Origin of the sequence: Rhodococcus sp. IEGM 27, assembly GCF_033142305.1 — a bacterium.
GTDB classification, from domain to species: domain Bacteria; phylum Actinomycetota; class Actinomycetes; order Mycobacteriales; family Mycobacteriaceae; genus Rhodococcus_F; species Rhodococcus_F oxybenzonivorans.
Genome location: NZ_JAWLSG010000005.1, coordinates 38,496 through 52,856, shown reverse-complemented (window position 1 = coordinate 52,856; position 14,361 = coordinate 38,496). Strand labels below are relative to the sequence as shown.

The window sequence follows — 14,361 nt, the reverse complement described above, 5'->3', positions numbered from 1 at the left end:
GGGAGAAAGTGTCCACCGCAGACCTTAGCCCGTGACCCACGTGACTACTGTGTTCCTGGTGCAGGACAAACTTGTGTGGATCGACTGTGAAATGACGGGCCTTCGGCTCGGTACCGACAAGCTGATCGAGATCGCCGCTCTGGTCACGGACAGCGAGCTGAACGTTCTCGGTGAGGGTGTCGACATCGTCATCCACGCCGACGACGAAGCGCTCGCCGCCATGCCGGATGTCGTGACCAAGATGCATCAGACTTCGGGACTGACCGAGGAAGTCCGTAAGTCGACGGTCACGCTCGCCGACGCCGAGCAGCAGGTGCTCGCCTACATCCGCGAGCATGTTCCCGTGGCGGGCACCGCACCGCTCGCCGGTAACTCCATTGCGACGGATCGCGGATTCATCGCGCGCGACATGCCCGACCTCGACACCTACCTGCACTACCGGATGATCGATGTGAGCTCCATCAAGGAACTGTGCCGTCGGTGGTATCCCCGGATCTACTTCGGGCAGCCCGAAAAGGGTCTCGCCCACCGGGCCCTTGCCGACATCAAGGAGTCGATCCGCGAACTTCGGTACTACCGGAAAACGGCCTTCGTGCCCGACCCCGGCCCGTCTACCAGCGACATCGCTGCCATCGTCGAAGAACTCGGGCCCGCCTGACATACCGATTGGCTTCTCGGGCATCGGACGCGCTAGTATCTTCCTCGCCGAAGTAACCGCCTCCGGGTGGCTGCCGAAAGCGCATGGTGAGTGTAGTTCAGTTGGTAGAGCACCAGGTTGTGATCCTGGCTGTCGCGGGTTCGAGTCCCGTCACTCACCCCAACAGAAAGCCCCCGGCCTCGGCCGGGGGCTTTCTTGTATGCGTTCAGTCCCAGGGACTCAGTCGCTGGCGTTGCCCGCCTTCCACACGTTCCAGGGAATGTTCCAGTCACCGAGGCCGTCGGTGCCCGACAGTGTGCCGCCGACCGTGTTCTTCACGACGACGATGTCTCCCCGCTTGGTGTTGTCGTACACCCACTTCGCGTTGGCGGGACTGAGGTTGAGGCAACCGTGACTGACGTTGGAATAGCCCTGCTGTCCCACCGACCACGGCGCCGAGTGGAAGAAGATGCCGCTGTAGGACATTCGCGTGGCCCAGTCGACGGGCGTCTTGTACCCCTGCGGAGCGTTGACGGGCACTCCGTAGGTGGACGAGTCCATCACGAGGTTCGCGAACCGGTCGCCGATGATGTAGACGCCGTTGTCGGTGGGTGTGTCGTCCTTACCCATCGATGTGGGCATCGTCATGATCACTTCACCGTTGCGTTCGAACGTGACCTGCTTGGTGTTGTCATCGGCTGTCGCGATCAGAGCGTCACCGATCGTGAACGTGGTGTGGACGTCTTCCTGTCCGAACAGTCCGTCTCCGAGATCTCGGCCGTACACGGCGACCTTGACATCGACGGTCGTGCCGGGCGCCCAGAAGTTCTGCGGACGCCACCGCACCTCACGGTTGTTGACCCAGAAGAACGCGCCCTCCACGGGCGGATTCGTCGTGACGGTGATGGCAGCCTCGGCAGCCCGTCGGTCGGGGATGTTCTCGTCGAACTGCACGGCGAGCGGCTGGCCGACGCCCACCACGTCGCCATCGCCAGGCATCACGTAAGGCTTGGTGACGTTACCGGGTGCGCTGGTGGTGAACACCGACGTCGACGTGGTCGCGCCGCCGAGTCCGTTCGCCTTGGCTTCGAGCCGGTATTCCTTGTCGTAGCCCAGCGGTTCCGTATTGACCCACGACAGACCGTCGGGTGCGATCGCGCCGTCCACCGGCACACCCTCGGGGTTGTACATCGTGACCTCGGCCAGCGTCCCGTCTGCGACCGACACGGTGACCGGCTGGCCCGGCGAGAAGCCGACAGCTCCGTCGGTGGCCGATGCGGTCACCTTCGGTTTGATCAACTCGGTGACCGGATTGGAGTCGATCGGCGCCTCCCCTTCCGAGGTGACGGTGCCGGCGTCGGACACCGTGCATCCCGCGATCGACAATGCGAATACGAGTGATGCCGCCACAATTGTCGCGGTCTTCGAGACCGATCGCGCACGCATGCGCCTACCGCGCCCCACACCCATGGTTAACCCCACTTCACGTCCTCGCTCCGATGTCACGTTCAAGCCGGCACGCCCCTCGCCATCGCGAGACGAATCAGCACGTCGAGACCGTGTGGTCTCCAATGATGCCAGCCGCCGGAGACCGGTTCCAACCAAGCGCCGGGCGTGCCAGTAACGTTCGAATATCAATCGTGACCAGCGGTGCCGTTGTTACGGGTTGTATCTCCTGCCGGGGAGGGAAGCGAGGCGTCGACCAGGCGATTTGCATTCCTGAGAAGCGGTCCGCTACTGTTCTGTCTCGCAAGAGCGAGCGCCTATAGCTCAGTTGGTAGAGCAAGTGACTCTTAATCACTGGGTCCGGGGTTCGAGTCCCTGTGGGCGCACTTGCAGGAAAGGCCCTCACCTTCTTCGGAAGGTGAGGGCCTTTCTTCTTGCGCTTGATGTTCCGCCCGAAAAGCGAACAGCCGCCGGGATGTGCGGTCACAGTCCCGGCGGCGTCACCACGAATCGGTCAGCGCAGCGCCTTGCGGAGCACCAGGAGCCCCACCACCGCACCTACGGCGATCAGTCCGTACTTGACTGCCGGCTCGTTGAACTTCGCGATCAGCGTCTGCTTCGTGTTCTCCACGAGACGCTTCGGGTTGGTGCGGACCGTCAATTCGTCGAGTGTGCTTGCGAGCTGATTGCGCGCGTTCTCGATTTCACGCTCGATGCTGTCGGTGTCCCTGGGCAACGTATCCTCCAACTTGTTCGAATGGTTCGATCAGCGAGAGCGACGCTAACGCGAAGATCCCACACTTGCGTCAACCGTAGACGAGAACACGCCACCCGCGACTCCGTCTCCCCCATTGGATGTACCGCCGGTGTCGGGCCGTCCCGGTAGCGTGACATGTCGTGACCGACAACAGCAGACTCTCTCCCGGAGACACTCCACCCGCCTTCACCCTCCCCGATGCCGACGGCAACGAGGTGTCCCTCGCCGATTACCGCGGACGCAAGGTCGTCGTGTACTTCTACCCGGCCGCCAGCACCCCCGGTTGCACCAAGCAGGCGTGCGACTTCCGCGACAATCTCGCGGAACTCAACGGAGCCGGCATCGACGTGATCGGCATCTCCCCCGACAAACCGGCCAAGCTGGCCAAGTTCCGCGACACCGAGGAACTGACATTCCCGCTCCTGTCGAACCCGGACAAGTCCACACTCGAGGCGTGGGGCGCATTCGGGGAGAAGAAGATGTACGGCAAGACCGTTCAGGGCGTCATCCGCTCCACCTTCCTCGTCGACGAGGAGGGCAAGATCGAGGTCGCGCAGTACAACGTTCGCGCCACCGGCCATGTGGCCAAGCTGCGACGGGACCTTTCCGTCTGAGCGCATTCCGTCCCACCCGGCCTTCGGCGTGGTACGCCCGAACTCGCCGCGGGCCGGGTGCGACTTTTCAGGGGACGTTGAACGCCGCCCACCAACCGGCCTCAGTCGCTCTCGTCGCCAGGTGGTGATGTGGGGGAATTCCTGCCGTCGGCTATTTGTGGGCCATCACATTGTTCGTCCGGGAAACCACCCGATCGGTGGCCACGTCCTGGCAAAACCCGACGAGCCACCGGGACAGGTCTTCGGAATCCGGAGCAAAGACCGATAGCCTGGGGCGGTGGAGTCTTCAGCCAGCAAGCAAGCACCGCGCCGTGTGGACCCGGCGCTGGAGCAGCAGTCGGACCCGCAGGAGCTCCTGCCCCGCCGACGTCCGACCCAGGAACGTAGTCGCCGCAAGTTCGATGCGCTACTCGCAGCGTCGCGGGAATTGCTGGTGGATGTGGGATTCGAGTCGTTCACCTGCGAGGAGGTCGCCGCTCGTGCCGATGTGCCGATCGGCACGCTCTACCAGTTCTTCGCGAACAAGTATGTGATCGTGTGCGAGCTCAACAGGCAGGACCTCGTCGGCGTTCAACACGAACTCGCGCAGTTCAACGGTGAGGTTCCGTCTCTCGACTGGCTACGCTTCCTCAACGCCTTCGTCGACCACATGGCCGGTTTGTGGATGTCGGATCCGTCACGACGCGAGGTGTGGCTGGCGATGCAGTCGACCCCGTCGACCCGCGCCACGGGGGCCATCCATGAGAAGGCGTTCGCGGAGCAGGTCTCGCGGATGCTCGCACCGCTCACCCCGCAAACCACGTGGGAGCGGCGCACCATGATGGCCGAGGTTCTCGTTCACGTCGTCTACTCGATGCTGAACTTCTCGGTGCAGGACGACCAGAGCCACGCTGATGCCGTCGCCGAGCTGAAACGGCTGATGGTGGCGTACCTGCTCGTCGCCGAAAAGGAATCTCGCACCACTACGACCACCGGCTAGGCCCTCCGGTCCCCTGCGCCTTTCAGGTTGCTCCTGCTACCAGAAAGGCGCATGGGCGCGGAGCGCCTACGCCGCTTCGATCACCGCGAATGCACCAGCGGTGTCGCCGTCGTGCGTGAGCGAGATATGAATCTTCACGTCCGTCAGATGCTCGGCGACGTCTCCGCGTAAGCGAATGCTCGGCCGTCCCCACGCATCCGTCACCACCTCGATCAGGTGGTGGATCATTTCGGGCAGCACCGGCGGGCTGGCGAAGTTGGCCGTGGACCATGCTTTGATCACTGCCTCCTTCGCCGCCCATCGGGCCGCGAAATGCCGAGCCGGATCGGAGCTCCGGGTCACGGCGTCTCGACGTTCGCCCGGTGTGAAGTTGTCGAGCATTGCCGTACCTGGCCGGTCCAGCTGCTCGGCGAACTCCGACACCGTGACGAGGTCGAAGCCGATTCCCAGAACTCCCATCGATCCTGTTCCTACTTGCAGCCGGGCAGACCCGAGCTGTACACGTCGTCCGCTCCCAGGCGTGCCGCCTCGGTGAGCAGGACGTCCGCCTCCAGCTGACGGGACGCTGCGGCCGGCACACTGTCGCCGCCGAAGCGACGATCGGCAGGACGCTCGTACAGGCTGCCGCCACCGACCATGGCCTTCACCAGACGACGCTGACCCTCGACGGAGCGCTTGCGTGCCTGCGCGAGGTACGCCTCCCGCCTGTCCGCCGGGACTGCCTCGACGAACGCCTGCGGGTGCACCACGGCGATCAGTCCGGAGACGTGACCGAAGCCCAGGCTCGTGAGCAGACCGGCCTTCAGGGGGAACTGCTCACCGAATCGGAGCGGCTCCCGAGCCCACACGAGGTGTTCGAACTCGGCCATCTTCTCGTCGACGCAGTCGAGGCTGCGGTTCGGCGGGACGACACCGTTGTCCAGCACCTGGCAGAGACCGATCAGCTGGAATGCTGCGGCACCACCCTTGGCGTGTCCGGTGAGGCTCTTCTGCGAGACGACGAACAGCGGCGCACCTTCGCTGCGGCCGAGGGCCCCGGCGAGGCGCTCGTGCAGCTCCGCCTCGTTGGGATCGTTGGCCGCGGTGGACGTGTCGTGCTTGGAAATCACCGAGATGTCGTCGGCACCGAGACCGAGCTTGCCGAGGGACTGAGCGAGCTGCGAATTCGCTCCCCCACGACCTGCACCGAGCGCACCGATTCCGGGAGCCGGGATCGATGTGTGGACACCATCCGCGAAGGAGCTGGCGTAGGCAACCACACCGAGGACGGGCAGGCCCATCTCGAGTGCCACGTCACCGCGAGCGAGGAGGATCGTGCCGCCGCCGGCCGACTCCACGAATCCGCCGCGTCGACGATCGTTGGCCCGCGAGAAGCGGCGATCCTCGATTCCCTTGGCGTGCATGTCGTCGGTCTTCGCGGTGGCGGACATGTCACCGAATCCGATGATGCCTTCCGTGCTCAGGTCGTCGAAGCCACCGGCAACGACCAACTGCGCCTTGCCGAGCTTGATCTTGTCGACGCCCTCTTCGACGGACACCGCAGCCGTGGCGCACGCCGCAACCGGGTGGACCATGGCGCCGTAACCGCCGACGTAGGACTGGACGACGTGCGCCGCAATAACATTCGGCAGAGCTTCCTGCAGGATGTCGTTCGGCCGGTTCTCACCGAGCAGCGTGTCGATGTACAGCGACCTCATCGAGCTCATGCCGCCCATGCCGGTGCCCTGGGTGTTGGCGACCAGCGAGGGGTGCACCCACCGCAGCAGTTCGCTGGGCGTGAACCCACCGGTGAGGAACGCGTCCACCGTGGCGACGATGTTCCACAGGCCCACGCGGTCGACGGAGTCGGCCATGTCGGCGGGGATGCCCCACTTCGTGACGTCGAATCCGGTCGGGATCTGACCACCCACGCTGCGCGTGAGCTTCATCTTGCGCGGCACGCGGATTTCGGTACCGGCCCGGCGGGTGACCTGCCAGTCCCCACTGTCCGGGACCGGAGTCGCGACCGTGTTGTCCGGATCGGCCTCGACGAACGCCAGTGCCTCCGCCTCGGTGCTGACGACGAAGCTCAGGTCCTTGTCGAGGAAGACCGACGTGAGCAGCGGTGCGGTGTTATCGACCATCGCGCCTTCGTCCACGTAGCGGCGGATGCCGCACCGTTCGACGACGGTGTCGTGGTACCGGTCCGCGATCTCGGCTTCCGGAACCAGTTCCCCGGTCTCGGCGTCGTACCACCCGGGCGACGGTGTGGTCTCCCACACGATCAGTCCGGTGTTCCACGCGAGTTCGAGAACGCCTGCCGCCGAAAGCTCTTCGTCGACCTCCATCTCGAAGCGGGTACGCGAGGAGCCGAACGGTCCGAGCTCACCGGCACCGACGATGACCACGAGGTCCTCCGGGGCCGCAGTGACTCCCGACCAGGCCGGTGCCGCCGACTCCGAGACCCGCGGCGGGGCGGGCAGAGCCGCGATGGTGTCGAGCTCGGCCGTGTCCTCGTCGGCCTCGGCAGCAGCAGCTTCCTGAGCCTGCTTCGCCAGCGCGGGCAGGTCCAGGTTCGCCTGGGCGAGCCCACCGGTCAGATCGGCGGCGAGCGGCTCGGCGGACGCGAGGCGACGTGCCTCGGGCTCGCACAACTGCAGCAGCTCGGTGGCCATTTCCTGGGTGGACCAGGTACGGACTCCGGCACCTTCGACGGCCTCGACGAGCGGGTCGTTGCCGCCCATCAGTCCGGTTCCGCGAACCCATCCGATGAGAGCGTGCACCAGGGTGACGCGTTCGGCCCAGTTGCGCTCGGCCTTCCAGCGGCCGACCACTGCGTCGAGCGCGGCCTTCGCCTCGCCGTAAGCGCCGTCACCACCGAACAGACCGCGGTTCGGGGAGCCGGGCAGAACTACGTGCAGGTGAGTGTCGACGTCACGGTCGTAGCCGATCTTCGACAGTCCGCCGATCAGGCGTTCCACCGACCACAGGAGAACTCGCATCTCCATTTCGGCGCGGGCGCCGGCGTCGGCCAGGTCGCCGGCCACGCGGGGAGCGGCGAACGGGAACAGCAAGGTCGGGGTGACCGCTTCCTTGACGAGCTTCTTCGATCCACCGGCCGTTTCGTACTGGGCCTCACCGATCCACTCGATGAGCGCGTCGATGTCCGTGTACGACGCCATGTTCGCGGGAACCACCCACAGGGCGGCACCGGCGCGAGCATTGCGGCGGTAGAGGTCGCGGTAGAAGCCGAGACGCTTGTCGTCGAGACGCGAGGTGGTCACGAAGACCGTCGCGCCGCCCGCGAGGAGCTTGCCTGCGACCGCGGCCGCGATGGACCCCTTGCTGGCACCGGTAACGACGGCGACCTGGTCTGCCCATTCCGGGGTCTCATCGGTGACGACGACTGCCGCCTCCGAACCGATGGCGGCTGCCGCCGCGGCGATACGCCCGTACTTCTCGGCCAGAGCCGCGCGACCCTCGTCGGTAGCGCGGGCCTGCCACCATGCGGCCTGCGCCGCAACGGACTTGCCTGCACCGGCGAAGCTTTCGATCTCGAGCGATCCCGAGCCGGCCGCGTCGATCCACAGACGGGCCAGATCCTCCCGGGCGGAGGCCCAGCGGTCGTCGAGCAGGACCGCCCGCTTTCCGTCGAATGCGGGAGCCACCAGTCGCGGCCAGTCCGAACCGAGTTCCGCGGACACGAGGTCGACGAGTTCGGTGTCGGTGGGCGCCGCTGCCGTCGCCGTGTCACCGGCGAAACCGAGCTGCTCGAGCACGAGGCGGGCGGCCGAGGCCAGCACGCCGTCGCGGCCCGTGATGTGCTCGGTGAACTCACCCAGTGCCGCGGCGTCGACGGTGCCACCGGCTCCGCCACCCGTGGCCGGGAGCGAAACGCTGATCCCACGGCGCGAGGCCACTGCGGCGACTGCGCTGTCGATGACAGCGTCTACTGCGGCGCCGTCGGCGAGACCGCCGCCTGCGAGGCCGCCCAGGTCACCGCCGCGGATGCTGGAACCGTCGCGGGTTCCGAGCGCCACCTCCGCGGTGACGTGGTACGCCCAGCCGTCACCCAGCTCCCAGACCTTCTTGACTCGGTCCGCGATGGCCGCCGGACGTCGACCCGACGGGCCGAAGACCTTGCGGAGGTGATCGTTGATCGAGTCGGACAGCACCGGGCCGAAAGGCTTGTACGTACGGGCCAGCGAGTCGACCGTGGCAGCCAGCGAGCCCATGTCGGCGTCGGCGGCACCGTCGATCGCGCCGAGCGAGAGCTCGGAACCGAGGTCGACGAGCAGCTGGTTGCGCCGCGAGGACACGCCGTCGCACAGAGCCTCGATCGTGTCGACGGGGCCGACCTGATCGGGACGCAGCTTGGTCCACAGGCTGATCAGAACCTTGGTGGCGTCGGCTGCCTTGAAGGCGATGTCGTCGGGACGCGGACCGCCCGAGGGGGCTGCCGCGGGGGCCGGAGCGGCAGCGGGGGCTGCCGACGCGGCGGGCGCCTCAGCTGCCGGTGCTGCCGGCTCGTCGTCTTCGACCGGCGCCGGATCCACGTCGGTGGAGTACACGATGGCGGCTTCACGCTCGATGTTGAGGACCTCGACCGGGTAGCCGAAGCGTCCCGGCAACTTGAGGGTCTGCGAGGCGAGGTTCGCGACGGTCGGGACGGAGCCCAGACCGATCTCGACGAAGCGCTCGACACCCAATCCACCTTCGGACTCGTCGGCGAACAGCAGGTCCTGCGTCTCGATCCACCGGACCGGGCTCGCGAACTGCCAGGCCAGAAGCTCGGTGAGCACGATGCGCGTGAGCTGCGACGGCTGTGCCGCCCACGAGTCGAAGTCCTTCAAGACCTTCTGCAGCGGCTTCGACGGCACGAGGTCCGCGATCTCCTGCACGAACTCACGCTTCAGCGAGAACGGCTTCGGCACGAGGTTCGGAATGTAACGCCCGATCAGAATGGCCGGATCGATGTCCTGCGGAAGCAGTTCTTCGAGGCGACCACGGAAGTCGTCGACACCGCCGCGCAGAACCGTCGAGTGGAACGGGACGTCGATGCCCGGGACCATGATGTAGGCGCGCTTGCCGCCGAAAGCCTCACGGCGGACATCGATTTCCTTCTCGAGCGCGTTGAGTCCGGCCACCGTGCCCGCAATGGCGTACTGCGAGCCACGCAGGTTCAGGTTCACAACCTGCAGGAATTCGCCTGTTGCCGCGGCGATCTCACCGATGAACGACTCGACGTCCTCGTCCGCGAGACCGATCTGCGACGGCCGGATAGCGGCCATCCGGTAGTCGGAGCGCCCGGCCTCGTCACGCGGCACCAGGGCGTGCATGGCGGAACCACGCTGGAAGACCACCTCGAGAACGGCTTCCAGGGGAAGCACACCGGCGACCGCCGCGAGGGCGTTGTATTCACCGACCGAGTGGCCTGCGAGCAAGGCACCCTCGACGAAGGCACCGGACTCGCGGAGCTCGGCGACCTGAGCCACACCGAGCGTCGCCATCGCGACCTGGGTGAACTGGGTCAGGTGCAGGACACCGTCCGGGTGCTTGTGCTCGACGCCCCGGGCCTTGACGACCGTCGGGTTGTCGCGGACCACGGCGAGGATCGAGAATCCGAGAGCCTTGCGGGTGTGCTTGTCGGCGCGGTCCCAGATCTCGCGGGCGGCCTTGGAGCGGGCGCGGGCGTCGAGGCCCATGCCGGGACGCTGGATGCCCTGTCCGGGGAACGCGTAGACGGTTTTCGGAGCCGCGGTGCGACCCGTTGCGACCATCACCAGTTCACCGTCGATGCGGCACCCGACCTCGACGATCTCGGCGCCACGGTCCACGGCGACGCGGTCGACGCGGACGTCGATCTCGGCGCCGGGACGGACCATCCCGAGGAAGCGGGCGGTCCAGGCGGTGAGACGGCGCGGCGGCGTCTTGGTCTCGGCCGGGTCCACGGCGGTGACGACCTGCTGGGCTGCGGCCGAGAGCCACATGCCGTGCACGATCGGGCTGCCGAGGCCGGCGAGGAGCGCGGCGTTGTCGGAGGTGTGGATCGGGTTGTGGTCACCCGACACCTGAGCGAAGGAGCCCATGTTGCGGGGCGCGACGATGGTGGTGTCGCGGCGACGACGACGCGGGGTGTCCACGGCCTCGTCACTGAGCGAACCACCGGCGCGGGGCGGATCGGACAGCTCGCCCTTGCCGGTGCGGCCGCGGATGGCGAAGCGCTCCGAGAGGGTGACGACGGCGGGGGCGTCGAGGCCCTCACCAAGCATCGCGCCGACCTCGACCTTGACCTCGACGACGCGGCCCAGGTCGGTGTCGAGCACCGAGGCGACCTCGGCCTTGACGACGAGAATGCTGGTCTCCGAAGGCAATTCACCCACGAAGTCGACGCTGTGATCGAGGTGGACCAGGTCGAGCATGCCTTCGATGACCGAGAGAGAGTCTTCGGTCTTCGCGGCACCGAGCACGGCGAACACGGCCGGCCAGCAGGCGCCGACGACCACGTCCGGGACCGCCTTGCCACTGACGCTCAGCGTCGTGGGCAGACCCGAACCGGTGACACCGGCGTGGTCGGCGATCAGATCCGGGGTCCAAGCCAGGTTGAGGCGAGCGACACCGTTCTTGACGGCAGGCAGTTCCTGACCGGCCGCGACCGCGAGGAGTGCGGTCATCGACTTCTCGGCATCGGCCTCGGTGACCAGGGGTGCGCCACCGTCCGCGACGGAGGCCGGAACGGTGATGGTGATCTGGACGGACTTGCCTGCCACCAGCGGAACAGTGAGGAGCACCTGCTGGTCGCCGATCACGGAGAGCTCGGCACCGGTGGTCTCGTGCACCGCGCGGGTGTCGGATTCGACCGACCACTTGTCGAGGTCGCCGAGCCGGCGAACCGGGTTCAGAGTCAGGCGCGAGGCCCACTGGATGTCGGGAGCCGACAGGACGGTGTCGAGGAGGCCCCGCGCGATGTCGGCATGACGGCGCGCGAGCAGCGACAGCGGCGACGCACCGGCGGTGACCAGCTCGTCGTAGGTGGCCTTCTCGAAGCGGTCGAGCAGCTCACCGACGGGCTCGTCGACGCGCGTGATGCCGGCGACGGCGACGGTGCCGGGGATGACGCAGACCTGGTCCGCGGTGTAGCGGGGGTCGTGCGCCTGCCACAGCGAATCGGAGCGCCACCAGCGGCGGACGTCACCATCCACCACGGGAACGAAGTTGACCGGCTTGCCGGGCGTCTTGCAGAGCGAGACGAAGAACGACACGTCGGCGGGGTGCAGAACCGTGGTCGCGTAGTCCGGGTACTGAGCCTGCAGTGCGCAGATGGCAGCCTCGGGACGCTCCAGGATCGCGTCGTCAGCGAACAGGGTGGGGATCGGTCCGCGGTCGACCGGGTGCAGACGCGACTCGGTGCGCTGCAGCATCTCACCGAAACGCTTGCGCCAGGTGATGTCGATCCAGGGGCTGGTGGTGGCCTCGTCGATGGCGTCCTGCAGGTCGGAACCGCAGTCGAATGCCTTCGCGGCGTCGATGCCGACGGCCAGTTCGAGGTAGCGGCGCAGCCACTGCTCGTACGTCATCGTCTCGACGTCGCCGAAGTACGGCTTCGCCGTGACGTTCAGTGCCTCGATGATCTCGTCGCGACGCGCGGCAACGGCGTCGGCGTCACCGGCAACCTCGTCCAGCAGGCGGCCCGTGCGGGACGCAGCGTTGTCGATCTCGTGGATGTCGGCGCCGAGCTGGCTACGGCCGGAGGCCATGCCACCCTCGGCGGTGCCCGCACCGACCCAGTCCGCGGTACCGGGGGTGTCGACGAGGAGCTGCTTCACCTCGGGAGACGTGGTCGCCTCGAGGGTGGCCATGGCCGCGGTACCGACCAGGATGCCGTCCAGCGGCATCGCGGGGAAGCCGTGCGCGACGGACCAGCGGCCTGTCAGGTAGTCGGCAGCCTGCTCCGGCGTGCCGATGCCGCCACCGACGCACAGGACCAGGTTCGGTCGGGTACGCAGCTCGGCATAGGTGTCGAGGAGCAGGTCGTCGAGGTCTTCCCACGAGTGGTGACCACCGGCGCGGCCGCCCTCGATGTGGGCGATGACGGGGAACGAGGGAACCTCGTTGGCGATGCGGATCACCGAACGGATCTGCGCGACCGTGCCCGGCTTGAACGCGATGTAGCTGAACCCGGCCTCGGTGAGGTCCCCGATGATCGAGACGGCATCCTCGAGCTCCGGGATGCCGGCGGTGACGACGACGCCGTCGAACGGGGCACCGGCGGCGCGGGCCTTGGGGACGAGGCGCTTGCCACCGACGTGGAGCTTCCACAGGTAGGGGTCGAGGAACATCGAGTTGAACTGCACGGCCCGACCCGGCTCGAGCAGCCCGGTGAGCTCCTCGACGTGGTCGGCGAAGATCTGCTCGGTCACCTGGCCACCACCGGCGAGCTCGGCCCAGTGGCCTGCGTTGGCAGCTGCGGCGACGATCTTCGGGTCGACCGTGGTGGGGGTCATGCCGGCGAGCAGGATCGGCGAACGACCGGTCAGCTTGGTGAATGCGGTCTCGACGCCGATACGTCCGCCGGGCAGCGCGACCGGCTTCGGAAGGAATTCGGTCCACGCAGCGGGCACCTCGGGTGCCGCACCCGGAGTGAGCAGGTTGCGGTGGCCGCCGCGGGTGGCAGCGGCGACGATGCCGACGCCCTGCCCGCGCACGCTGGCCGACGTCATGCGGGTGAGGAGGTCACCGGGTCCGAGATCGAGGATCCAGGAGGCGCCGGCGTCGATGGTGCTGTCGACGGCCTCGACCCAGTCGACGGGGTCGACGAGGCAGGCACTCGTGAGGGCGCGAGCCTTGTCTTCGTCGAGACCGCAACGAGCGGCCCACTGGCCGACGATATCGACGGTCTCCGCGAGCGCCGGGTGGTGGAAACCGATTTCGACCGGGAGCGGTTCGAACACGGGCGAGAAGATGGAGCCGCCACGCTTCTTGGCGTCGCGCTCACGGGCTTCGTCCGCCTCGATCTGCTCGCAGCGCTGTTGCACCCGTGCCAGCTGGGCCGGCGGGCCGGACAGCACGACGCGGCGCCGGGCGTTACGGATGCCGAGTACAGCGGCGCGCTCGGGCTCGAGGCCCTCGGCGAGCTCCTCGACGATCTGACGCAGGCGCGCCGGGTCGACGTTGGACACGGCAAGCATCGGGGTGGAGTCGGCCGCAGAGATCACTCCGCGACGACGACCCACCAGTCCGGCAGCGGCACCGATCAGCTGAGCGAGGGCGAGAAGTTCGCCGTCCTTGTTGCCGGAGGTCGCAACGGCCTCCGCAGCGAGAAGTCCTTGGGAGTGGCCGATCACCGACACGGGTGCCGTCACGGTGGGATCGAGGCCTTGCGCCGCCAGCGCACGCAGCGCGGCGATCTGTGTCAGGAAGACACCGGGAAGGGAGACTGCTGCAGACGTGAGAGCAGCGGCAGAAGGTCCGGCCGCCGGGGCACCGTCTTCTTCGTCGGCGAGTTCCTGCTCGAGGATCCACGCGATGGGGTCGAATCCGACCGGACGCACGACGAGCAGCTCCTGCGCCACCGGGGCGAGGTACTCGGCGGCCTCGTTCACGAGCTTGGTCAAAGCCGGCTCGAGACCGTTGTCGCGGCTCAGCTCCTCGAGCGAGCTCAGCCAGGGCGCGCCCTGGCCACCGAAGGCGAGGGCATACGATTCGCCGCCGACCAGACGGTCGGCGAGTGTGGTCTTGCTCGACGACCGAGTGTCGTCCCGGTCTACGCCGATGCGCCGCGAACCCTTCGAGTTTCTTCCATTTCCTGCGGGTGTCGTGTCGTCAATCGTCACGCGTAAGTCCTCTCCTGGTCACCCCTACGGGGAGGTGGGATTGCTGGTCTGCCGCCCTCGGCATCGTGTGCCTGCTGCATCGGCTCTGATCAGCACTTCCGGGCTGTACAAGGTTG

General features: G+C 67.1%; 7 protein-coding genes and 2 tRNA genes. 5 read left to right on the top strand and 4 right to left on the bottom strand.

What is annotated here, in order from left to right; all coding sequences use genetic code 11:
* The first annotated feature begins 58 nt into the window (after nt 1–58).
* Both orn and R4P95_RS18120 read left to right on the top strand, forming a co-directional pair.
* The gene (gene orn, locus R4P95_RS18125) at nt 59–658 is read left to right on the top strand and encodes an oligoribonuclease (RefSeq protein WP_109334998.1); all 600 of its coding nucleotides are present in this window, start codon (nt 59–61) and stop codon (nt 656–658) included.
* An 86-nt stretch (nt 659–744) separates the two neighbouring features.
* Nucleotides 745–820, top strand: a tRNA-His gene (locus R4P95_RS18120).
* Between the two features lie 57 nt (nt 821–877).
* Here the strand turns inward: R4P95_RS18120 and R4P95_RS18115 are convergent.
* The gene (locus tag R4P95_RS18115) at nt 878–2,107 is read right to left on the bottom strand and encodes an Ig-like domain-containing protein (RefSeq protein ID WP_213578115.1); all 1,230 of its coding nucleotides are present in this window, start codon (nt 2,105–2,107) and stop codon (nt 878–880) included.
* Nucleotides 2,108–2,396: 289 nt separating this feature from the next.
* Between R4P95_RS18115 and R4P95_RS18110 the strand changes: the two genes are divergently transcribed.
* Nucleotides 2,397–2,469 (top strand) — tRNA-Lys (locus R4P95_RS18110).
* A gap of 128 nt (nt 2,470–2,597) precedes the next feature.
* Here the strand turns inward: R4P95_RS18110 and R4P95_RS18105 are convergent.
* Nucleotides 2,598–2,819 (bottom strand): DUF3618 domain-containing protein, encoded by a 222-nt coding sequence (locus R4P95_RS18105; protein WP_109334997.1) that lies wholly within the window; start codon nt 2,817–2,819, stop codon nt 2,598–2,600.
* A gap of 161 nt (nt 2,820–2,980) precedes the next feature.
* Here R4P95_RS18105 and bcp point away from each other — a divergent pair, with 161 nt between their 5' ends.
* The gene (gene bcp / locus R4P95_RS18100; RefSeq protein ID WP_317746387.1) at nt 2,981–3,454 is read left to right on the top strand and encodes a thioredoxin-dependent thiol peroxidase; all 474 of its coding nucleotides are present in this window, start codon (nt 2,981–2,983) and stop codon (nt 3,452–3,454) included.
* A gap of 277 nt (nt 3,455–3,731) precedes the next feature.
* Nucleotides 3,732–4,433 carry a TetR family transcriptional regulator gene (locus R4P95_RS18095; protein ID WP_213572634.1) on the top strand — a complete coding sequence of 234 codons (702 nt, stop codon included), beginning with the start codon at nt 3,732–3,734 and terminating at the stop codon, nt 4,431–4,433.
* A 66-nt stretch (nt 4,434–4,499) separates the two neighbouring features.
* Here R4P95_RS18095 and R4P95_RS18090 read toward each other — a convergent pair whose 3' ends face one another.
* Nucleotides 4,500–4,892, bottom strand: coding sequence for a holo-ACP synthase (locus R4P95_RS18090; protein WP_109328781.1), 393 nt, complete (start codon nt 4,890–4,892; stop codon nt 4,500–4,502).
* 11 nt (nt 4,893–4,903) lie between these two features.
* The gene (locus R4P95_RS18085) at nt 4,904–14,245 is read right to left on the bottom strand and encodes a type I polyketide synthase (protein WP_213572635.1); all 9,342 of its coding nucleotides are present in this window, start codon (nt 14,243–14,245) and stop codon (nt 4,904–4,906) included.
* Nucleotides 14,246–14,361 lie beyond the last annotated feature (116 nt).

Coding starts and splice junctions, on each gene's coding strand:
- R4P95_RS18115 (WP_213578115.1), bottom strand. CDS start 2,107: ATGGGTGTGGGGCGCGGTAGGCGCATGCGTGCGCGATCGGTCTCGAAG.
- R4P95_RS18090 (WP_109328781.1), bottom strand. CDS start 4,892: ATGGGAGTTCTGGGAATCGGCTTCGACCTCGTCACGGTGTCGGAGTTC.